This is a genomic window from Shewanella corallii (assembly GCF_023349125.1).
In the GTDB taxonomy this organism is placed as follows: domain Bacteria; phylum Pseudomonadota; class Gammaproteobacteria; order Enterobacterales; family Shewanellaceae; genus Shewanella; species Shewanella corallii.
Genome location: NZ_JAKIKT010000003.1, coordinates 264507 through 285299, shown reverse-complemented (window position 1 = coordinate 285299; position 20793 = coordinate 264507). Strand labels below are relative to the sequence as shown.

The following is a 20793-nucleotide window of genomic DNA, read 5'->3' as shown; positions in this document are numbered from 1 at the left end:
GGAGTCAAAGGTAAGAAAAGATATAAGCTTCAGATTTTATTAGTGATTAACAAGAATTTTTGAGCGGGATCAGCTTTTTCCTCCGATACCGGGCGTATGTTGAAATCAGCCAGGTTATCAGCCGGAGGTGTACCATGTTGAATGTACGTAACAGCTTGGTGAGCTTGATAATTGTTTTCTGCGTTTTGCTAATGGCAGGGCTGGAGCAGACCATGGTCAGCCCTGAAGTCAGTCAGGGAGTGCAGGCGGGTTTGCTGCATCATCTATCAGGTGTAGCCCATCTGCTGGTGATGCTGGGGATCGGTATCTGGGCTGTCATGCTGGGTCATAAGGCCTGGCTCTGGTTACCCCTCGGAGTGCTATCCGCCTTGGTGATCGGTTCTTTGCTTGGGCGCAGCGCCATGGCTCATACGCTTTGTCAGGCGGGCATGGTGTTGTCAGTCCTTATGTTGGGAGCGCTTATCGCCGGTAATGTAAGATGGCCTGTGTTGATATCCCTCTCTCTGGTCTCTGTACTCTCTTTGTTTCATGGCTACGGCCATGGTTTCGAATATACCAATCCCCATGGCTTTATTGCCTATATTGGCGGTATCACTCTGGCCAGTGCCTTATCGATAGCTGCAGGTGTGACCCTTGCCAATGTGCTGGACATTACCCATAAACAACGAAACCGTGAGCTGTTGGGGATGGCGACGCTGCTATGCGGCGCAGCTCTGGTATGGTTGGCATAGGGTAACTCAGGTGCTGCTGGCAGGCAGATTGGTCACGCTATGCAAGGCAAGGGGATTGGAGTAATTTGGTTTAGGCCTGTGGACCGAGATTGCCAGCAAGACTGAAAAGGGGATGAATATGGAGCAAAAGTACCGAGTGACTCTGGCCTATATCGAAGAGCCGGGTATTTCCGGTTGTGGACTCAGTACCCGGGAGTTTGAGGAGTTGTCTGCCACCAGTGCCTCTGACGCGGTAAAGCAAGCGTTCCAGGTACTCAAAACAACCCATGAGTCTGCGGTTTGCGATCCCTATAACTCTGTCGTAACCGAAATCAAATGATGAGCGGTGGGGCCAAAGAGATGACCCCACTGCAGATTACCCCACCATAGATTACTAATTAAACGTGATGCAGTTGCCTATGGCTGACGATGGCCTGTCCAGCCCAAAACGGCTTAGCTCACTTGTTGGCGGTGGCTCGCTGCTCCACAGATTGCTGGGCTTGAGTCCCAGGCTAGACTTCATTGCCGCCAGGTTTTCAGCTTGCTTGAATGCAGCAATCAAGGGGTCGATAACCGGCACCCCCAGGATCTCCTGCACTTTCTCATACAGGCCAAAGTTGCAGGTGCAGCCAAGTATGAGCGCTTCAGCTTTATCCTCTTCGATAGCCAGTCGCCCCTGCTCTATGATGCGCGAGACAGTATGCTCCGGGTCGCATTGCAGCGCATTGGCTGAGATATTGATAGCTCGCATCGATGCCAGATAATCACGATACCCGTAACTGTGCACCCTTTGGGTCATCTGCTCAATCCACTTATCCTGACCCACAATCACAGAGAAGCGGTTAGCCAGATTCGCAGCCAGTTGCACACTGGCCTGACAGGGCGCAACCACTATGGTGTTGTGGCAGATCTCCCGACAGTCCTCCAGTGCGAGGTCGTAAAAGCAGCCAATGACCAGCGCATCGACATCCTGCTCATCTGAATCTTTGGCTGCCCTGACGATATCTCCTGTGACCAGGGCTTCATAAAACCGATACTCCAGATTATCCATGGGCGCATCCGGGTTTCCCAAAGAGATGACCTGTAATTCAGTAGAAGGCTGCTTGATAGACGCCAGCGCCTGTCCCATGGGTTCGTCATAGTGGGGAAGGTTGATGGGGTTTAACCAACGAACCCTGTTTTTGTTGTTTGTATGAACCTGCATATCAACGACTCCCACTTTGATTGAAACCATACACACTGCGTGCGTACTCCACAGTGACATATCCGTTTTTCAGATCCTGTTCTATTGCAGCCTGGCTTCTGTTCTCCGGCTTACCATAACCTGCGCCATTGGCGGTGATTACCCGTACCGTATCCCCTGTGTTGACATTGATACCGGTCGCCATGGCATACCTCTCGCTGCTGCCATCATCACGGATCACTTCAATGCGGTTGGCTGTGCCGTTGTGGCCCTCTTTGAGTCCCCAGGGAGGAACCACTGAGCGGGTGTAGGCGCAGGTCACAAAGCTGTTGTCGCTGCGGATTTTATAATCAATCACTATGCCTTTACCGCCTCTGAACTCTCCGGCGCCGCCATCCTCAGGGTTCAGGGCCATCTGACCAACTGTTACTCCGTAGCGGGTTTCGGCCACCTCAGCGGGACAGTTAAAGGTGTCGCCGTGCATGGCGCAGAACATGGCATTAGCGCCATCGCCTCCGGGACCACCACCCCAACCACCGATTTCAGGTTCAATGATGGAGTAGTGCTTACCCGTATCCGGATGAGTTCCACCCATGATGGTGGCGCAAATGGAAGAGAAGTTACCTGCGGGCAGGTGTTCACTCATATTTTCCGCCAGCGCCCGCCAGATAAGGTCATTCAGGCGGATCATGGTTTCAAAGTAGATGCCACAGGCACCGGGCGCTTTAACATCGTACAGTGAGCCGGGTCGGGTTTTTACCTGCATGACTCTGAAGCAGCCGCCATTGGCCATCTCTCTGTCACCAATCAGCCCCATCAAGGCCATCTGACATGCCAGCAAGGTACCATCACGGGAGATATTGATTGGACTGTCTGACTGATCCGGAGCCTGGGTTAAATCTATGATGAGTTGACCGGCCTTTACCTGGATGGTGACCGACAGTTCGCTGCCATCATCCTGGGGTTCGCTCAGGGTGTACTCACCCTCAGGCAGAGCTTTCAAAGTTCGGGCCGCCATGAGTTCGCCAAAGTCCAGATATCCCTGAATGGCATCTCTGAAGGTTGCTGTTCCGTATTTACCTGCAAGTGCCTTAATGCGCTTGTTACCCACCCGCAGCGCCGAGATCTGTGCCCAAAGGTCACCCTCAAGGAAATCAGGCATACGGGAGTTGGCCAGCAACATATCCATCACCGAGGTGATAAGTTCATCATTGCTGAACAGCTTGACGGCGGGGATGCGTATGCCTTCCTGATAGATCTCATTGGCATCCACAGACATAGAGCCGGGAGACTTACCGCCAACATCGTTCCAGTGAGCAATGTTCACCACCCAGGCGATGCGCTCCCCATCGGCAAACACCGGCTTTATCAGCACCACATCATTCAGGTGGGTCACACCACCATAGAAGGGGTCGTTGGTGATATAAATATCGCCTTCGCGGATTGCATCGTCAGGGTACTTATCCAGAATAGCGCGTACCGACTTGTCCAGAGCCCCGACAAATGCCGGGATCCCGGAACCGGCACTGGCCAGTTCGCCGTCGGCATCGGTAATGGCGGTGGCCATATCCAGTACCTCATAGATAATGGGGCTCATCGCCGTTTTACCTATGGTTGAAAACATCTCATCACTGATAGCCCGCAATGAGTTTTGGATAATTTCCAGTGTAAAGGGGTCCTGAGTCTTCATTGCTGCTCACCTCCCGGAGTCAGGTTAATGACAATATTGGCGTATTCATCCACCTGCACCTCTTGTTGGGGATGTACCACTATGGTTGTGCCGGTTTGCTCGATAATGGCGGGCCCGGGGAAGGTCATTCCCGGCTCCAGTAACTCACCTTCATAAATCACCGCCTGATGTCTGCCATCCTCGGCAAAGTCCACCATACGCTCGCCTTTAATGGCTTCTGACAGCAGCCGACCGGTTTGTGCCTGCCTGGCCAGTTTGACCTTGCCAACGTCGGCTTTACCTACAAGGTGAAGACCAACCAGCTCTATGTCATTGTCGAGACGATAGCTGTACTCCTGCTCATAAGCCTCGTTGAACCTGGCAATAACTGGCTCAAGGTGAGACTGGCTCAAGGGGTAACTCAGCTGGATCTCAATAGAGTGCTCCTGATTGACGTATCTGAAGCGCCCATAAAACTGGAACTCAGTTTTATCCCGGGGAAGTTCATCGTCGATAAACTCCTGCTCCAGAGAGCGGTATAAGTTTTCCATCTCATGTGAAATCGCATCGATGGCATTCAAATCCCATGAGCACAGGAAGGTTTGCAGTCGATCCCTGCGGATGTCCGACATCATCATGCCCCAGGCGGAGAAGACGGATGCGGTGGCCGGGATAACCACTTTCTTAATGCCAAGTTCAGCAGCCAGTGCACAGGCGTGCATGGCGCCGCCACCACCAAAGGCCACCATGGTGAAATCCCGGGGATCATGGCCCCGGTTGACTGACACCAGCTTAAGCGCATTGACCATATTGTTGTTGGCGATACGCACTATGCCCCGGGCGATATCCGCAGGCGTCATTCCCATCTGCTGCCCCAGTCGGTTCATCGACCTTTCAACCGCTGTCATATCTGCCGTGAGTTCACCGCCACAGAAATAATCGGGATTGATTCTGCCCAGCATCAAATTGGCGTCTGTCGTGGTAGGTTCACTGCCACCACGACCATAGGCAACCGGGCCGGGCAGGGCGCCGGCACTTTGGGGACCGACATGCAGCTTATTAAACTCATCCAGCCAGGCGATGGAGCCGCCGCCATTGCCTATTTCAACCAGATCCACCACAGGCACCATAATGGGATAGCCTGCGCTCCTGGGGCTGCGTTCAATGTAGTAATCTGAGGTGACGGTGACTTCGCCGTTGTGGATCAAAGAACACTTAGCGGTTGTGCCGCCGATATCCAGAGCGATGATATTGGGCTCGTCGATGATTTTACCCAGCTCGGCCGCCCCCCATATTCCGCTGGCAGGCCCCGACTCCACCATGGTGATGGGAACCTGTTTCGCAGAGGCCAGGGTATCCACGCCACAGTTGGACTGCATGATATAAAGCCTGCCGTCGAAGTTTTTCTGCTTCAGACCGGTATCCAGCTCAGAAAGGTATCTGGCGGCCACAGGCTGCACATAAGCTGACAATGCCGTGGTACTGGTTCTTTCATATTCTCGCCACTCCCGGCTAACCTGGTGGGAGCATATCAGCTCGAACTCTCCGGGCTCAGACAGAGTTTCAATAGCGCTGGCCAGCGAAATTTCATGCTCCGGGTTGCGATAACTGCTGAGCAAACAGATGGCAATGGCTTTCACACCCTCATTACGCATGGTGTCGAGAATCTGTGGCAGATGGGTACTGTCGAGAGGACGTTCAACCTGACCGTGGCAGTCAATGCGTTCGTCTACCTCAAACCTCAGATACCTTGGAATATAAGGCTCGGGTTTTTGATAGTTGAGATTAAAGAAATCCGGGCGATTGCCGCGACCAATCTCAAGCACATCCCTGAAGCCCTGTGTGGTGATTAGCGCGGTGGTTGCACCTTTGCGCTCCGTCAGCGCATTGATCACCACTGTGGTGCCATGGGCCATGACCTGGATCTCTTCGCCACTGACACCAGCTTTCTCCATCACTTTGAGCACACCCTGCTCGAAGTTGGGAGGCGTGGTATCAGTTTTGGCCGTTTTCAGCTGCTGTCTGCCGGTAGCAGGATCTTCACTCAGGTAGACGAGATCAGTGAAAGTACCGCCCACATCTGTGGTAACAAAGACATTATTTTTCATAGTGGGCTTCCTCCCTGTTGTTGATAAAAGCCAGAACCAACCACGGATAGAATGCTGACAATGGGCTTAGGTCAGCGTCGAGGTAGGCTCCCTCGGGAGCCAGCAAGTTGACTGTGCCAATCACTGAGTTGCCGAATACAACCGGGTAGTTGATAACGGCACCCAGCCCCATTGAAGCGATAAGACCATGATCGAAGAACACCTCAGCCAGCGCTCTTTGGGTATTGGCGATAAAAGGTGTGGCTCTTTGCATCACTTGCTCTGTCCAATGATTGGTGGGTATAGGTTTATATCCGCCCTCTGCATATTTGTCGGGAGCCGAGCTGTACAGGCGTTTGACCCTGAGTCCGTCTTTATCCACTGCCGTCAGGGTAAACAGACTGAAGTCAAAGGCTTGATGCAGACACTGCTCAAGCAGACTGAGAAATCGGCGATGATCTCCCAGTTGCAATGCCTCCATCAGGATATCTTGATGCTGTGACTGCATGGGTTACTCCATATTCCAGCGAACTTCCAAACCAAAGGTGCGCTCCTGCGCAGGGTGGGCAAACCCGCCCAAAACCCATTCGGCCAGATACTTCTCATTGGTGAGATTTTTGGCCCACAGATTGACTGACCAATCCGCCTGATGACGCAGTAATCCAATTCGGGCATTCACAAGATCTATGGCATCACGGGCGCTGGTGTTGGCCGGATCCCAGTACTGTTTTCCCCTTTGTTCCCACTCCAGGGTGAACTTGGTATCCCAGCCGCTGAGCAGTTCAGCCGTGACCTGAGCACCCAGGTTGATGGTGTACTCGGGGACATAAGGGGCTTTGTTACCGACATCGGCGGGAGTGAGGGAATAGGCCTTGATTTCGCTGTCTGTGATACCGAAGGCACCATAGATATCCATAAATTCGGTAATACCGGTTTTGAAGTCGAGTTCACCCCCTATGAGTGAGACTTCATCTATGTTGGTCAGTACCTGGGCACCCAGAGCACCAACAAAAACAAAGTAATGCTGATTGTCGATTCGGGTGTTGAACAGTGAGGCATTGATGCGGGTTGAAGCGCCGGGGAACAGGCCTTTAAAGCCCAGTTCATAGTTACTGGTCTCTTCCGCTTTATAGAGGTCGTTGACTCCCTTTAGCCCTGCTTGCTCGGCCAGCTTGCCGACGCCACTTTGGTTGAAGCCACCGCTGCGGAATCCCTGTGCATAGTTGGCATAAAGGCTGATATTGTCTATGCCGGTATACACATAAGAGATCTTGGGTTGAAACTTATCAAAGGTTTCAGAACGTACCTCGCCGGATGTGGCGGAATACTTGAGCGGCGTGGTATTGGTTTGCTCACGCTTATCTGAGTCAAAACGGCCCGAAACACTCAACTCCTGAGTATCCGTCAGGCTATAGTTCAGCTGACCGAATACCGCCCAGGCGGTGTTGTGGTTGTCATCTGACAGATAAGTGGTTGCCGGGCTGATATCCGGCGCGATATCCGGATTTTTGGTGATGCGTGGAATACCTTTACCCAAATCCAGGCCGGTGAAGCTGGAAATAAATCTGTCTGTGTTCAGGTAATACAGACCCCCAATCCAGCGCAGATCCTGATCGCTGGCAGAAGTAAATCTCAACTCATAGCTTTGAGCCGACACATCCAGATACTGTGCCTGGGTACCGTCAAAAACATTGGGGCCGAAAGGGGAGTTGGCCGAAATGGCTCTGGAGTATGGGAACTGGTCCCCTGATAAATACTCTTCCAGCTTGTCGGCAGCCACAATAAAGCTGGCGGTTACGTCGTCCAACGTCCAATCCAGCTTGATCGCAGCTGAGGTGGTGTCCCGCTCATTTTCGCCTATGTTGTTGGCTTCAATGTCCAGATCGGCAACATTGGCGTCATTCACACCAAACAGTGGCTGGAATATATAGTTAACTGCGCCGCCCCGGGTTTGACCATGAGCCAGACGAAAGTCGGCGGTCAGATCATCTGTGAGGTACCACAACGCACGGCCACGGATATTCTTATCGGTTTGAAAGTCGACCTTTTGCCCCAGATACACATTGTCGATAAGGCCATCAAAGTCCCGGTATTGAGCAGTAATGCGATAGCTAAGTTCATCGGTAACCGGCCCGGACACCGCGCCTGATATGGCTTTCAGTCCACCATTACCCAAATCAAGCTCAGCGTAGCCGGTCAGCTCATCAGTGGGCTTTTTCGTGGTGATATTAATGGCGCCACCAATGGCATTACGACCATAAAGCGCACCCTGAGGACCTTTTAGCACCTCAATTTGCGCTATATCGTAAAGGTCCTGATTAAACTGGTTGGGGCTGATCTGCAGTACACCGTCAACCGATACTGCGACAGGGGATTCGCCGTTACGCACCTGAGACAAGCCCCGGATGGTAATAAAGCTGGTCCCGGCATTCTGGGCCTCGACCATCGTCATGTTGGGGGTGAGTGAGATAAAGTCAGCCGCGCGCTCCAGTCCCATATCTTCAATGTCCTGCTCACCAAAAGCAGTAATGGCGATGGGAACATTCTGAATATTTTCACTGCGCTGACGTGAAGTGACTTCAATCACCTCCATGTCGTCCGCCGACTGTCCGGTGTTTGGTATGAGGCCCGATAAAATAGCCGCCAGGGAAAGCGCGACTTGGGAGTACTTGATTGCCATGGATTTACTCTCTTTTTGTCTGATTGATGTCAGGCTGAATGTTATTGAGTTGTAAAGGTTGGCGGCAACGACTCCACCGGGTAAGTGGACTGAGCTGGGTAGTGGCAACCTACCCAGGTGGGTAGGCAGAGGTGGGTAAGTATTGAACAGCAAAAGATAGTGCTAGGATTATGGAACGAGCATACTTCGTGGATGTACCGATGCAGACAACGGATGATTGAAGTAAGTGATAACAGAAGCCCTTAGAGGGGACTGATTTGAGCGGACGACAAACACAGGTATTCCTGCAGCAAAAATTCAAACCGCCACAGCCAAGAGTGAGGCTGACCCAAAGGCAAAATCTGCTGAAGGCATTTAATGATAAACAGCATTATCAGCTGACCAGCGTAGTTGCCCCGGCGGGGTTTGGTAAGTCCACGTTAATGGGCCAGTTTGTCAATGCGATGACACTACGCAGCTGTGCTTGTGTTTGGCTGGCATTGGACCCATCGGACAACGAAGCAAACCGTTTTTTTCATCTGCTCTGTCACGCCCTGGTTGATTCAAACCTGGCGCAACCTTCCTTTATTAACCGCGCCCAACACTTTTCAGCAACCGAGGACACAGACAGGTTTCTCGCCGAAGTTGTAAAAGTTATCTCCAGCTGCGATAACCATATCTACTGGTTTGTGGATGACTTTCATTACATTTCAGATCCGGCAGTCATCAGTTTTTTCGACCAGTTGATGCGCTATTGTCCCGACAACTTCAGTCTGGTATTGGCCAGCCGCATTCAGCCCCCCTTGGAAGTGGGGCTGTTGATGGCACAGGGGCAGATGTTGTCGATAGACTCAGCCCAACTCAAGTTTGATTTGGTAGAAGCCAGAACCCTGTTTGGAGATGTGATCCCAAAGGACACGCTTGAAGGCCTGTACAGTAAAACCGAGGGCTGGATTGTTGCCATGCAACTGATGCAGATGTGGTTGCAGCAAAGCCCACAGCACTCAATGCAGACCCTTGGAACTCAGAATATTGAGATACTGAACCGCTATTTTTCAGAGCAGATTTTCGAGCGTTTTTCTCCTGAGTTGCAGGAGTTTGTTATTCACACCTCCTTGCTGGATCGTTTCAATCCAACCCTGGCCAACCATGTTTGCGAGGCTGGGGGAGCAGAGGAGTTTATCAAGCAGCTGGAGCCATTTCGCGCGCTGGTGATCCCCATTGATTTTGAGTCATCTACCTATCGATATCACCATCTGTTCGGCGACTTTTTGCAGCAAAAATTGCTGGCTAAAGTTGGCGAGCAGATCTGTAATCAACTCAGATGCAAGGCGGCGCGGTTTTATGCTGAACATGACTATTTGGCTGAGGCCGTGAGCCAGTGTATTCGCGCTGGAGAGATGGATTTGGCGGTTGAACTGATCTCCGATGCCGGCGGCTGGGAAATGATCATGACCCGGGGCATTGGGCTGGTGGAATCCCTGCTGGCTCAGTTTGATGAGACCTCATTGGTTAAATACCCCTGTTTGGGGCTGATGCAGGCCTACTTATGCATGAAGCTCGGCAGAGTCGTCAAAGCGGAAGAGTACTTCAACCTGGCAACAGTCAGATTTAATGAGATAACCGCGGATCATGAAATCACGCAGGTGACCGAAAGAGACTTTATCGTCATCGGGCTGCTGGTGGACATCTATCTCGACAAACACGTATCCGCGGATGTGCTGGACTTGATTGACTCGAGACTGAATACACTGGACGAAGGGGATCATTTGGGAAAGGGCGTACTGCTGGCGTGCCAGTCCTTGATCCTGAATCAGATAGCCAGATTCAGCCAGGCCGAATCTATGGCCATTGCCTGTGAGCAGGAGATGCAACTGGCCAACTGCTGGGTTGGCCTCAATTATGCGCTATTGCACCATGGTCAAAGTCTGGCCTACCGGGGACACCTGCAGCAGGCGCTTGAGCAGTTTGAACGGGCTGCAGCGCTGGCCGAAGAGCACTATGGCAAAGATAACGGGCTGCAGGCGATGTCCTGGTGTTTGGCTGCAGACATTCACTATCAGCGCAATGAGCTTGATAAGGCGCAGCAAATGCTGAACAAAGGCCTTGGCGTGCTTGAAAGCCGGGATTGCTGGCATGATATCTATGCTGTCAGCTTCCGGCTGGCGCTGAATCTGGCATTGGCATCCAATGATAAAGTTGCCGCTGAAGCGCTGCTCACCCGTATCGCTGAAGTGGCCAGCAACAGGCACCTGAACAGATTATCTCTGCTGTGTGGCGTGCTGGAGGCCAAAACCAATCAACATTTTGGCGGAAAATTAATGACAGATAAGCCGATATCTGGCCTGGCGATAGACCTTAATGAACTCAAGCAGGACAGCAACTGGCTGGTATTGTCCGACTATCTGGAGCTGAAAGCCAAAGATGCATTGGCCCGAAATGCCGGTGCTGAGGCTCAAAGACTGGCGACAAAGCTCCATGCCCATGGCTCGAAAATTGAGCGGCAATCCGATCTGGCCAAAGCACTGGCAATTGAAGCCATTGTGCTTGAACAAAGAGGGGAAGCGGAGAAGGCCCGCGAGCCGTTAAATCGAATGTTGGAGACATGCGCATTAGAGGGCTATATCAGAGTTTTTATTGATGCGCCTAATGGAATGACACCTCTGCTTAAGCAAAACAGCGCTGCTGTTCGTGAATACCCGCAGTTTGCTGATCTACTGGAGACGGTGGAGCAGGGCACTCAGGTCAACCCCGGATTTGGCCTCAGCGAACTCGGCCTGTCACACAGAGAGAGCCAAATCGCCCCTCTGCTGGCCCGCGGATTGAGTAATAAGCAGATAAGCCAACATCTGGGCATTTCAGACAATACCGTGAAGTTTCATCTGAAGAACCTGTTCAGCAAGTTGAAAGTGGCTACCCGCGCAGAAGCTGTCTCTGTGTTGCATCCGTACCTTTAATCACATCAAAAAGTGCTTGCATCGAACGGCTAGGCTTCAATAACGAGCCCAATTGGTATTGCCATCATTTGAAGCGACAAACCATATGGAAATTACTTGTTTTCATCTTTTCGCTGCCTCTGAAAGACAGTCTGCATTCATCATCGATGAAATAGTACGACGTCCTTCGGTTTTTCAGCTTCATGTTATCGTTTTCCAGCAGTAATGTGTTTTCGTCGTCTACCCAGAACCGGTAATCGTAGGTTTCACTTTTTTCTTCGACGATATCGCCATCAGCTATGGAGTAAATGACATCAACGTTCACTCTGTCATTATTCTGAATTGTATAAACCGTCCAGCTGAATTTGCTCGATTCAACAGAGCCAACCCATTTCGTCTGAGTCTGATAGTTTGCAACTGCAAGTCCAATGTTGGCGAAAACGCCTATAACCACAAAATACTTAAAAATTACACTTGAGTAGTCTTTGTGCTTTTTCATAGTCACAACGATAATCTCCAATGTTAATTGCGGTTACTCGACCATTCTCGTCTTTAATGACATATGGGTAGGGTGTAGATTGAATGACTTTCAGGAACTTACGCTCACTCTCTACACTGTTGTAAAGTAGATAGGAGTTAAGGCAAGTTACGAAGGACAATAGACCAATAACCCCGAATCTGACAGATTTGTGCTGCGCCAGTTGATAGAGCCAGGAAGCGGTTGTTTTGCTAGAGTCAGCAGATTTCTCCCCCCGCCATTGTTGAAACTTCAGCTCATAGCCACTGCCGGGGTGATTCACTATGATGCCTTTGTCGCTGTCACCCAGCGCAGTCCTGGTGCGGTTTATAAGTTGCGGCAAACTTTCCGGCGACATTACCCTTCCAAGCCACACTTCCCGGGTTAACTCCTCGTAGCTCAGTATGTTGGGATGAGCTTCCATTAAGGCTTTTAACAGGAGCTGTTGCTTATTAGTGAGTTTGACTGTGGTGTTTTCATCGGGGATCCCTTCAACCAATCCTGAATACAGTGAGCCCGTCTGAGCATCCCAGTATCGCTGACCAAGAGTGAAGATTTGCCGTGACATAAAACGTTGTTGAGCTGATGAGAAAAGGGGAGCGGATTATACACAGTGGAAGAAGGTGGACAAGGTCATACCGTGATAAATGTGAGCTTGAAACGCTTGTTGCGGGTTTGGTTTTGATGTGTCATTTGTGTTGTTTGTGGTCGCTGTAATCTTAGGAATGTTCGCCTGGGAAAAAATCTGGATGCTGGTTGTTTAAAAGTGATTTGAACTGAGGTTCTTGTGCTCCGGCGTATTGGTATCTAACGCTCTCCACTTTTATAAATTGTTATGCCTGTTGGCGTCTGCTCCGCTTGGTATTTGTTGTTTATATTTTGGTCGTTCAGCTCGATTTCTTTACTACAGTTATTTAAAGGGCTGGCAACGCTGTCGCCTATTAAAAGTAACGACCGGTTAAAGTTTGGGGGCGGGATGCTGAAAAAGATATTCGTATTATCAATAGGTACTTTGTTGGCCTTCGATACATTTGGATTCAATGAGACCGGTATTTCCTTTAGTGATGGGCGACCGACTGAAAAGCAAAATAAAGAAATTGAGAGTTGGGATATTGGAGTTCGTCACAGTCCCTGGACGCTGGGTGACGATTTTGCTCAAATTGGAATGAGTGCGAGGGTTGGTCAACTTAAGTTGGATGATGAATCCGCTATCAGGGCTGGCGTAGGGGCTTTCGTGGCGAAGAATTTTGGTTGGGTGACGTTTTCACTGCCCATAGGGGTAGTGTGGCTGGAGAAAACCGAGTTTGGTTCAGAGCAACTCAGAACCAAAAACTATGGTGGTAACCTTCAGTTTACCTACGGAGCAGAAATGGCATGGAATGTATCTTCTCACTGGCAAATGTTTTATCGATATGAGCATATGTCCAATGGTGACAGGTACGAATATAACCCGGCTTTGAACTCCCACAATTTTGGGTTGAGGGTGAATTTTTAATCTGCACTGTTTAAACGATGTGGCGGCACAGCCGCCAACTAAGTTCTATCTGCACACATCTGTATAGATGTGCTAACTGACCAGCTCCAGATTGAGCTGATGAGCAATTGATGATGCCATTTTCTGGCAAACCTTTTGAGCGGTCAGCTCCATATCTTTATAGTAACAACCGTTGAGCTGGGTCTCGTGAAGAAATGCCGTTCGCACATTTTCGAATACCTCCATATCAACCTCAGCCTGCTCATGCCAGAACCTTGAAAGAGGAACATCACTCGTCAGTCCTTTGATGTGATATAGCGCTCTGCCCAGGCACTTTACAGGAACCTGATGCAGCAATGCTGAAAAACCAACGGTACTGTTTACTGTGACTACGCCTTTAAGTAAGGGGTACACCTTCGGCAAGGGGAGTTCATATCCATAGTGAACCCTGTTCTGAACCTTAAGTGCATTGACCAAGCGTAATATCTGGTCCTGGTAGTCGATAAACCCTCGATCCATAGGATGGTGCTTAATCAGTAAGATGTCTTGTGGGTCGCTGTGCCTGGCAAAAGAGGTGACGACCTCATTAATGACGCTGGCAACATCCCGGTAATTGGAGTGATTACGTATCTGAAAGTCTTCAGAAACCTGTAATGGCAGAAGAAATACACTCCCAGCGTGTGCTTGCAGGTGAGTCAACAGGGCTTTGTCCCTGGGCTTATAGCGGAGTTTGATTAAGCCTCCTTTTACCCAGCTGAGAGCCTCCTTCACCAGGCCCCATGGTCGATGATCAACAAAGTGGGTATATCGGACGCGGCCCAGGAACTTGTTGATATGGTAACGACTGGCATACCATGCCCGGGCACCAAAGGTTTTGCCCACAATGACTCGGTAAGACCCTGGAGTATCAGCTTTGTAGTTCGCGAGGTTAGCCCGCACAGGATAGTGAGGGCTATTGGCGTTGACTCCTCCTTGCTCCATGGTCACGAAATCAGGCCGCAAATAGCCTTCTTCCAGTGCCCAGAACGCGATATCCATTCGTGTGCACACTTTGGCCGCCAGAGCGTGATAGCTGCGACAATCCCCATACACCAAGACTGCGTCAATCTTATGGGTTGAACAAAACTCGCTGAAATACTTGGACCAGTACTTTATTGGGGCAGTGTACCTTACCAATTTGGCATCGGTTGGCCAGCACTCATCGCCGCCATTAAAACAAATTTTATAGACCTGGTGTCCTTCGTTAATAAGGTGATTGCCAAGAGTTTGAAAAAAAGGGCCTAAAGGTCCTTGAAGTAATACTACGTTCATCCTTTACTCAAGGTTTCCATTAAATAGTTGAGTTTCAGTTGCCAGCGTCGCCAACGTGACTGTTGAAGATTGGCTGCAGCTTTTCTTGAGGCAAATTTTGCTGTCATCCATTCCGGCGAAGAGTACAGGCCAGAGTCCCAGTCTATGTAAATTGGGTATTTCACCAGGGCGATAAAAACCAATTCGGCAAGACTTCTGGCACGCAATCTGTCATTAGCGGGATGGTTATCCTCTGTGAGTCCCCAACCGGCATAAAAAGGCTGTCCCCAGGTCACCACTTTCTTGTCTCTCAGCAAGGCTTCGAAACCAGACAGCGACGTCATGGTGTGTAGTTCATCAACCTGCGGATACAGAGTATTCAGAGTCAGATTATCAACCAGTTCATCGACACATTGTTGTTGGCATTCAGCACTTAATTGACCTTGTCGATTTCCGGCAACGACATCCGGGTGAGGCTTATAAATTATCCAGGCATCAGGATAAGCTTCTCGAACAGCCCAAAGCAGTTGTTCATTGGTTTGAATGATGGGACTGCCTGTGACCGTTGAGGCATCACCATCAACCTGGCCAACGACCAGGAGTTTTTGTTTACCAGCTGCATTGCTGTCAGGGAGATATTCAGCGTTTTGACTAAGGTTGTATTTGTTGATGTCAGCTTCAACCAAAAGTCGGCACAGCTTTTCGCCTCTGCTGATCTCTTCCTGGGTCAATTCAGCGGTGTTGAGCATTTGCCGCAGATTGTTGGGTCTTTGCGCATTGAAGTACATACTCTGGGAATCAATAACGACAGAGGAGGGGCGACACAAGTTGGACCCCAAGCCTGCAGAGCGAATAAATCCGTCTTCAGCCCTCAAAACCTGGTGCATGTTGTCAAAGCGATTACCCCAAACCAGCAGTTTTTCATCCCGGTTAAGCTTGTAAGGTGACTTGCTGACAAATTGAATCTCCGTGGCTAAATGTCGACAAAAGTCACCCATAAAGGCCCGCTTCCACATTGAAAAACCAAGAAGGTAGAGCTTATTCAATTTGGGTTCGCCGACCTGCTGCGTGCGAATAACCTCAATGGCATCTTCGACCTCACAGCGTCTTTCCAGAACAGGGTGATAGTACCTTGCATAGCGCACCAAAGCGCCATACATCAACTGTTCAAGTGAGGCTCCGTGTGGCGCGAGCTCCTTTCTTCGCTGGCAAGGCTTTGCGTCGCGGGTAAGGCCCCAGCCGGCGTAAAAGGGTAAACCGTAGCAGTGAACAGTTTTGCTCAGTATTAATGCTTCAAAGCCGAGCTGAGATGACAGAGTAAATATGGCGTCTGCCCCTCGAATCAACGCATGGGGGTGGCAAGGCGCCGCAAACCAAATGACATCTGTCAGCAAAGGTGAGTCTTTAAGGGAAGAGAGCAGACCTTTTTTATTCCCGTACAATGTATCCGGATGCGCTCTTATCAAGAGTTTTGCGTGAGGGTACTGAGCACGGGCATCTGTAATCATACTGATGAGATCAGCTTCACTGACTTCAGCGCCTTCGAGAGACAAATCACCGGCAACCTGATCGACTAAAAGTACGTATGGCGCTCCTGCCAACAGATAGTCCAACACTTCAGGCAACTCGAGATGTGCTGATGGATTGGCGTAGCAGTTGTATTTGGTAATGCCAAATTTGATTAGTGCATTTTGCAGTGCATTTACTCTACTGGTCTCTTCAGCACACAGAGGCTTTGCTATCAAACTCTCAAGTCGAGACGGCATGCGGCCGTCGTAGTAAATCCCTTCATCATCGACTACGACTGATAATGACTGCCCACCATTCGCTGGATGGCCGGTATAGCCAATAAAACCATCCTCAAGGCGAATAAATGGCACACCACTGGACTTCGCTTTCGCCTCAAGTCCTGCGCTGTTGGCTTTGTTTCCCCAGCCCACGAATCCATCGCTTTCGGTAATACGACTTAGAGGGCTGTAGCGGGCCAGCGGTTGTCCGAGACACGCCTGTAATACAGAGCTACGCGTCATGATGCCGGTTGAACGGGTATACAAAGTCATTTGGGGATAAAAACTCGATTTATTAGCGTGTTACTATAATTGTGCACAGGGTTTAGCTCCATTATTATCATGGTTTAGTACGCTATAATCATCTGAATTGTGACCTTGGTTTAAAGTTAGAGATCTGAAGTGATGGCGGAACTAAGAATTTCCTTTGTCCCTTACGTTTTTCTTGCCCTATAAATCAATCTATTGCTAGCATTCCGGGTCTTAAAGTTCAGTAGGATAGAAAGCTGTGAAGGTACTGTATGTCAGTTTCTCCAAGCGAGGTGTTGACTGTTATGCTGATGCGTCAGTGAGATATCGTTGCATATACCCTGCTGAATATCTAACGGCTCTGGGCGTTGAGTCTTCGGTGATTCATATCAGCCAGGCTCATAATCTCGATTTGACAGATTACTCTCATCTGATTTGTCACCGCCCCTTGTATGGTCTTGCTCTGAAGAGGCTTATCAATCGTGCATCTGGCAATGGATTGAATCTATCGGCAGATATTGATGACTACCTCTTTTCCCCCGATATTCAATCTAGCAGTCCTGCGGTGTTGTCAGGAAAGTCCAGTGAAAAGGCTGCTTTAAAGTCCGCAAAGAGCTACCTTGCTGCTCTGTCTCTGTTTGAGCATATTGTTTGTTCTACCGAAGAGTTAGCCATTCGCACTGAACAAGTATTTCCCAATAAAAGGGTATCAACTTGCTTTAATAAACTCCCATCACGAGCAATTCCTTCTTACGCCAGCATAGAGTGTGATTCCAGGTTTGAGTCAAAAATCATCAGGTACTTGCCGGGAACGAGCCATCATCAACATGATTACGAGCTTATTAAGCCTTGGATAGAGTCTATGCTGGCAAAGCACCCCTCTCTTCACTTTCAGGTTGTTGGAGATATTATACCGGGTCAGCTTAAATGCCGTGATGGTCAGCAATCATCTCATCCGTCTGTTCCGTTTGAACAGTTACCCGAGATAATGGCGAACTCCTGGATCACCATTGCACCATTGGTAAATAATCCCTTTAATGCCTGCAAAAGTGGGTTAAAGGCTTGGGAGAGCGGGTTACTTCACGTCCCCGTGATATCCTCTTTTTTGCCTGATATGATCAGGTTTAACTGCAGAGGGCTTTGTCTGTCGAATTCGTATTCAGAGTGGACAGATTTTCTCGAGAGAATGCTCTGTTTCGAAGAGTACCAGCAGGCTTCTAATGAAGTATACAAAGCATCATCCAACTCGATTTTCGGGAAAAGGCCGGATGAACGAATTTCCGTTTTGGGATTAACCTATAATGGTACCCAAAGCCACTCATCAGGTGATTTTGGCTGGTTAAAGTCCCGTGTGCTATCCTCACAGTTTGGGTATTCCTGGCCTTTGATTCGACTGAATCCTTTGCATTCACAGTATGGTCAGGTAAGAGACGTTTATGATCAGCTATGGGGTGACGCTGAAGCCGAGAAGTCTGCAAACATGTTGCCCCAGTGGGCTACCCTGACAACCCTTGAGCGTCGAAAGTTACTTGATCACCTAAAAGAGCAGGCTGACGCAAAAAGTACTATTGAACTATCCGGGTTCCAAGTCGTAAAACGAAAAGTCAGGAAGCTTGTCAACTCGCCAAGTTTGTTTTGGCAGGACTCCCGATTACGAAAATCCATCAGACGAAACTAATCTTAATTGGATCAGTGTTGATAAGTGGCGATTACAGTCTCTGTTTTACAATCCACGATGGTAATTTTGTCCCCGGGAATTATAGGTTGATCAAAGGGCACCTCAAAGCCATGTTTTGCGCTGCTTGATATACCCGAGGCTATTAAGTCTTCACGTACCTTATTTGCTTCGTAAACTGCGATTTCGTCTGCGTTCAGACATAGTTTTAGCATTAAAGAGTGTTCACTGTGCTTATGTTTAGCCCATCCCTTAATCATGCCATTTCTAATGCTGTCTATATGACCAAGCAAACCTGAAGACAGGCTGGCTGCCCAACGCTCATATTCAATGGGTGAAGGGGATATCACTGAGACTACCGAATTAACACGCTCATCCGTGGGTTCCAACTCAAGGAATTGCAGAAGGTCTTGAGCAAACATTTCAGGGTTCTTCAGTAACTTTTCGTAGGAAATCAGTAAGTAAGGAGATTTACAGCCTTGTATGAACTTCAACATGGCCGAATACTTTGACAGTGATTCTTGCATACTGGCATCGATGACCGTTCCTAAAGCTTTTTGTTGCCGTATTGAGATGGCATAGATATCCCGGAACACGAAAATGTACTTTTTCCGGGTAAACAGCTGGTCAATAGTGTCCAGGTGACGACATGCATTGGGCCACTTCCAGGCAAATATTGGATGTTTATTTGAATAGGCTGCGATTTTTTTTAATAAGCCATCCCAGTCTTTTCGTGAGAACAAGGTTGCAAGGTCCGGGTCTTCATAGGTCGGAGAACAACTCCTGTCTCCCGAAGGGATCTGTAGAGCATTGAGGGCGACAGATATTGCTGAGGTTCCGCCTCGGTTAACACCGGTCACGATAATTGCTGAGCGATTTGGGTTGACGGGAATGCGTCTGCGTTTGAACCGTATGATGACGTTGTGGATGAGTTTCATATATTTTGGTCGCAATAACGACAAAGGGGCAAAACTGCCCCTTTAAAATCAGCCCATGAAATTACTCGGGAAAGTATTTCTTAACCAGCAGGCTTACTTCTGCGTTGAATGCGGCCAGCCTCTCTTCATAAGACATATCGGAGATGGACTGCATGGATGAGTCACACTCTGATTCCATCATGCCAGCGGCCATAGTGGCATTGCTGATCCGGTCAATGAGAATAAAACTGCCTGTGCCGCGACAATCCTGATATGCATCAAATACAAGTGGCTGATTCAAACTAATTGCCACTTTTGCAACTTCGTTCAATTGCAACTCATCCGTTTTGTGTTGCTCCAGGGTGTTGACATCAATGCGGTGGTCAATCTGGGTAACACGGCCAAATGCGGATTTGGTACCTGCTTTAAACAGGTACTCTTTACCTACCTGCATTGGCTGTTCGCTCATCCAAACAACTTCAGCAAAAATGCTGTCAGCCACTTTTGGGGCCTGTTTACCACATACCAACATATCACCACGCGAAACGTCGATTTCGTCATTCAGAGTGATGGTGACCGCCTGACCTTTACCCGCAACGTCCAGTTCACCATCAGCAGTAACAATGGCTTTTACAGTAGATAGTTTACCGGAAGGGAGAGCGGTAACTGTATCTCCGGGCTGAACCGTCCCCGAGGCAATGGTTCCACAAAAGCCGCGGAAATCAAGGTTAGGGCGGTTTACATACTGCACTGGTAGTCTGAAGGCATCCAGTTTGTCGGTATTATCAAGCGCAATGGTTTCCAGCACATTGATCAGGGTGTCGCCCTGATACCATTCAGTACGTGAGCTTGGTTCAACTACGTTGTCACCTTTCAGGGCAGACAATGGGATGAAGTGGAACTCTTCAATGGCCAGGTTATCGGCAAATTTTAGGTAATCCTGCTTGATTTGCTCAAACACAGATTCACTGAAATCCATCAGATCCATCTTGTTAATCGCAACGACAACCTTCTTAATGCCCAGTAAGCTGACGATATAGCTATGGCGCTTGGTCTGGGTTTGAATGCCTTTACGGGCATCAATCAGAATAACCGCCAGGTCACAATTGGAAGCACCGGTTGCCATATTACGGGTGTACTGTTCGTGTCCCGGACAGTCAGCGATAATGAACTTGCGCTTATCCGTGGAAAAATAGCGATAAGCAACATCGATGGTAATACCTTGCTCCCGCTCAGACTGTAGACCATCTACCAACAGGGCCAAATCAAACTCTTCGTCGGTCGTATTAAACTTTTGTGAGTCCTTTTTAATAGCTGCGAGTTGATCTTCAAAAATCAATTTGGAATCGTGCAGCAGGCGACCAATCAATGTTGACTTGCCATCATCGACGTTACCGCAGGTTAAAAAACGCAGGATGTCTTTTTGTTCGTGTTGTTTCAGGTAACCGAGAATATCCTTCTCAATCAGTTCAGATGCATGTGCCATTTTTATACCTAATAATGCTGTTTTGCGGCCTGTGGCCAAAATTTGTTTTAAGGTCGTTCGCTTTGCTCACTTCGAGGTCGGCCGTTGGCCTTCGAGAAAGTGAGGGCGCAAATCGGAGATTTGCTACGAGAGCGTTCGTTTCACTCACATCGAG

16 protein-coding genes are annotated in these 20793 nt (G+C 49.3%); 5 read left to right on the top strand and 11 right to left on the bottom strand.

The features are described 5' to 3' along the window. Positions 1-134 precede the first annotated feature (134 nt). Entirely contained in the window at positions 135-731 is a 597-nt protein-coding gene (locus L2725_RS10420) for a HupE/UreJ family protein (RefSeq protein WP_249248907.1), read from the top strand. A gap of 118 nt (positions 732-849) precedes the next feature. After that, the gene (locus L2725_RS10415; RefSeq protein ID WP_249248906.1) at positions 850-1050 is read left to right on the top strand and encodes a hypothetical protein; all 201 of its coding nucleotides are present in this window, start codon (positions 850-852) and stop codon (positions 1048-1050) included. Positions 1051-1104: 54 nt separating this feature from the next. Here L2725_RS10415 and L2725_RS10410 read toward each other — a convergent pair whose 3' ends face one another. Genes L2725_RS10410 through L2725_RS10390 form a run of 5 tightly spaced genes read right to left on the bottom strand, consistent with a single transcriptional unit; the run spans position 1105 to position 8329 of the window. Then, the gene (locus L2725_RS10410) at positions 1105-1914 is read right to left on the bottom strand and encodes an aspartate/glutamate racemase family protein (protein ID WP_249248905.1); all 810 of its coding nucleotides are present in this window, start codon (positions 1912-1914) and stop codon (positions 1105-1107) included. Position 1915: 1 nt separating this feature from the next. Then, positions 1916-3583 carry a hydantoinase B/oxoprolinase family protein gene (locus L2725_RS10405; RefSeq protein WP_249248904.1) on the bottom strand — a complete coding sequence of 556 codons (1668 nt, stop codon included), beginning with the start codon at positions 3581-3583 and terminating at the stop codon, positions 1916-1918. Further along, positions 3580-5670: a hydantoinase/oxoprolinase family protein gene (locus tag L2725_RS10400; RefSeq protein WP_249248903.1), complete on the bottom strand. Its 2091-nt coding sequence runs from the start codon at positions 5668-5670 to the stop codon at positions 3580-3582. Before L2725_RS10400 ends, L2725_RS10405 begins: the two co-directional genes overlap by 4 nt. After that, complete coding sequence (locus L2725_RS10395) at positions 5660-6157, bottom strand: hypothetical protein (RefSeq protein WP_249248902.1); 498 nt, start codon at positions 6155-6157, stop codon at positions 5660-5662. Before L2725_RS10395 ends, L2725_RS10400 begins: the two co-directional genes overlap by 11 nt. A 3-nt stretch (positions 6158-6160) precedes the next feature. Beyond that, entirely contained in the window at positions 6161-8329 is a 2169-nt protein-coding gene (locus L2725_RS10390) for a TonB-dependent receptor (RefSeq protein ID WP_249248901.1), read from the bottom strand. Positions 8330-8586: 257 nt separating this feature from the next. Here L2725_RS10390 and L2725_RS10385 point away from each other — a divergent pair, with 257 nt between their 5' ends. Next, positions 8587-11265 (top strand): winged helix-turn-helix domain-containing protein, encoded by a 2679-nt coding sequence (locus tag L2725_RS10385; protein ID WP_249248899.1) that lies wholly within the window; start codon positions 8587-8589, stop codon positions 11263-11265. A 64-nt stretch (positions 11266-11329) separates the two neighbouring features. On the opposite strand, the gene L2725_RS10380 is transcribed toward L2725_RS10385, so the two are convergent. Next, complete coding sequence (locus L2725_RS10380) at positions 11330-11743, bottom strand: hypothetical protein (RefSeq protein WP_249248898.1); 414 nt, start codon at positions 11741-11743, stop codon at positions 11330-11332. After that, positions 11706-12329: a winged helix-turn-helix domain-containing protein gene (locus L2725_RS10375; protein WP_249248897.1), complete on the bottom strand. Its 624-nt coding sequence runs from the start codon at positions 12327-12329 to the stop codon at positions 11706-11708. Before L2725_RS10375 ends, L2725_RS10380 begins: the two co-directional genes overlap by 38 nt. Before the next feature lie 408 nt (positions 12330-12737). Here L2725_RS10375 and L2725_RS10370 point away from each other — a divergent pair, with 408 nt between their 5' ends. Further along, positions 12738-13256 (top strand): acyloxyacyl hydrolase, encoded by a 519-nt coding sequence (locus L2725_RS10370; RefSeq protein ID WP_249248896.1) that lies wholly within the window; start codon positions 12738-12740, stop codon positions 13254-13256. 72 nt (positions 13257-13328) lie between these two features. On the opposite strand, the gene L2725_RS10365 is transcribed toward L2725_RS10370, so the two are convergent. Together L2725_RS10365 and L2725_RS10360 are read right to left on the bottom strand one after the other, a co-directional pair. Next, the gene (locus L2725_RS10365; RefSeq protein WP_249248895.1) at positions 13329-14546 is read right to left on the bottom strand and encodes a capsule polysaccharide biogenesis protein; all 1218 of its coding nucleotides are present in this window, start codon (positions 14544-14546) and stop codon (positions 13329-13331) included. Then, a complete protein-coding gene (locus L2725_RS10360) occupies positions 14543-16585 on the bottom strand; it encodes a capsule polysaccharide biogenesis protein (RefSeq protein WP_249248894.1) in 2043 nt (680 codons plus the stop codon). The genes L2725_RS10365 and L2725_RS10360 overlap by 4 nt, the downstream gene beginning before the upstream one ends. A 235-nt stretch (positions 16586-16820) precedes the next feature. Here L2725_RS10360 and L2725_RS10355 point away from each other — a divergent pair, with 235 nt between their 5' ends. Then, a complete protein-coding gene (locus L2725_RS10355; RefSeq protein WP_249248893.1) occupies positions 16821-18239 on the top strand; it encodes a glycosyltransferase family protein in 1419 nt (472 codons plus the stop codon). Between the two features lie 11 nt (positions 18240-18250). On the opposite strand, the gene L2725_RS10350 is transcribed toward L2725_RS10355, so the two are convergent. Beyond that, a complete protein-coding gene (locus tag L2725_RS10350) occupies positions 18251-19174 on the bottom strand; it encodes a sulfotransferase (RefSeq protein ID WP_249248892.1) in 924 nt (307 codons plus the stop codon). Positions 19175-19235: 61 nt separating this feature from the next. Further along, positions 19236-20639: a sulfate adenylyltransferase subunit CysN gene (cysN, locus tag L2725_RS10345; RefSeq protein ID WP_249248891.1), complete on the bottom strand. Its 1404-nt coding sequence runs from the start codon at positions 20637-20639 to the stop codon at positions 19236-19238. Positions 20640-20793: the final 154 nt, after the last annotated feature.

What these genes read in the sequence shown, in the direction of transcription:
- cysN (WP_249248891.1), bottom strand. Translation starts at nt 20,639, where the DNA reads ATGGCACATGCATCTGAACTGATTGAGAAGGATATTCTCGGTTACCTG.
- L2725_RS10360 (WP_249248894.1), bottom strand. Translation starts at nt 16,585, where the DNA reads ATGACTTTGTATACCCGTTCAACCGGCATCATGACGCGTAGCTCTGTA.
- L2725_RS10400 (WP_249248903.1), bottom strand. Translation starts at nt 5,670, where the DNA reads ATGAAAAATAATGTCTTTGTTACCACAGATGTGGGCGGTACTTTCACT.
- L2725_RS10370 (WP_249248896.1), top strand. Translation starts at nt 12,738, where the DNA reads ATGCTGAAAAAGATATTCGTATTATCAATAGGTACTTTGTTGGCCTTC.
- L2725_RS10375 (WP_249248897.1), bottom strand. Translation starts at nt 12,329, where the DNA reads ATGTCACGGCAAATCTTCACTCTTGGTCAGCGATACTGGGATGCTCAG.
- L2725_RS10410 (WP_249248905.1), bottom strand. Translation starts at nt 1,914, where the DNA reads ATGCAGGTTCATACAAACAACAAAAACAGGGTTCGTTGGTTAAACCCC.
- L2725_RS10350 (WP_249248892.1), bottom strand. Translation starts at nt 19,174, where the DNA reads ATGAAACTCATCCACAACGTCATCATACGGTTCAAACGCAGACGCATT.
- L2725_RS10365 (WP_249248895.1), bottom strand. Translation starts at nt 14,546, where the DNA reads ATGAACGTAGTATTACTTCAAGGACCTTTAGGCCCTTTTTTTCAAACT.
- L2725_RS10420 (WP_249248907.1), top strand. Translation starts at nt 135, where the DNA reads ATGTTGAATGTACGTAACAGCTTGGTGAGCTTGATAATTGTTTTCTGC.
- L2725_RS10405 (WP_249248904.1), bottom strand. Translation starts at nt 3,583, where the DNA reads ATGAAGACTCAGGACCCCTTTACACTGGAAATTATCCAAAACTCATTG.
- L2725_RS10415 (WP_249248906.1), top strand. Translation starts at nt 850, where the DNA reads ATGGAGCAAAAGTACCGAGTGACTCTGGCCTATATCGAAGAGCCGGGT.
- L2725_RS10380 (WP_249248898.1), bottom strand. Translation starts at nt 11,743, where the DNA reads ATGAAAAAGCACAAAGACTACTCAAGTGTAATTTTTAAGTATTTTGTG.
- L2725_RS10390 (WP_249248901.1), bottom strand. Translation starts at nt 8,329, where the DNA reads ATGGCAATCAAGTACTCCCAAGTCGCGCTTTCCCTGGCGGCTATTTTA.
- L2725_RS10395 (WP_249248902.1), bottom strand. Translation starts at nt 6,157, where the DNA reads ATGCAGTCACAGCATCAAGATATCCTGATGGAGGCATTGCAACTGGGA.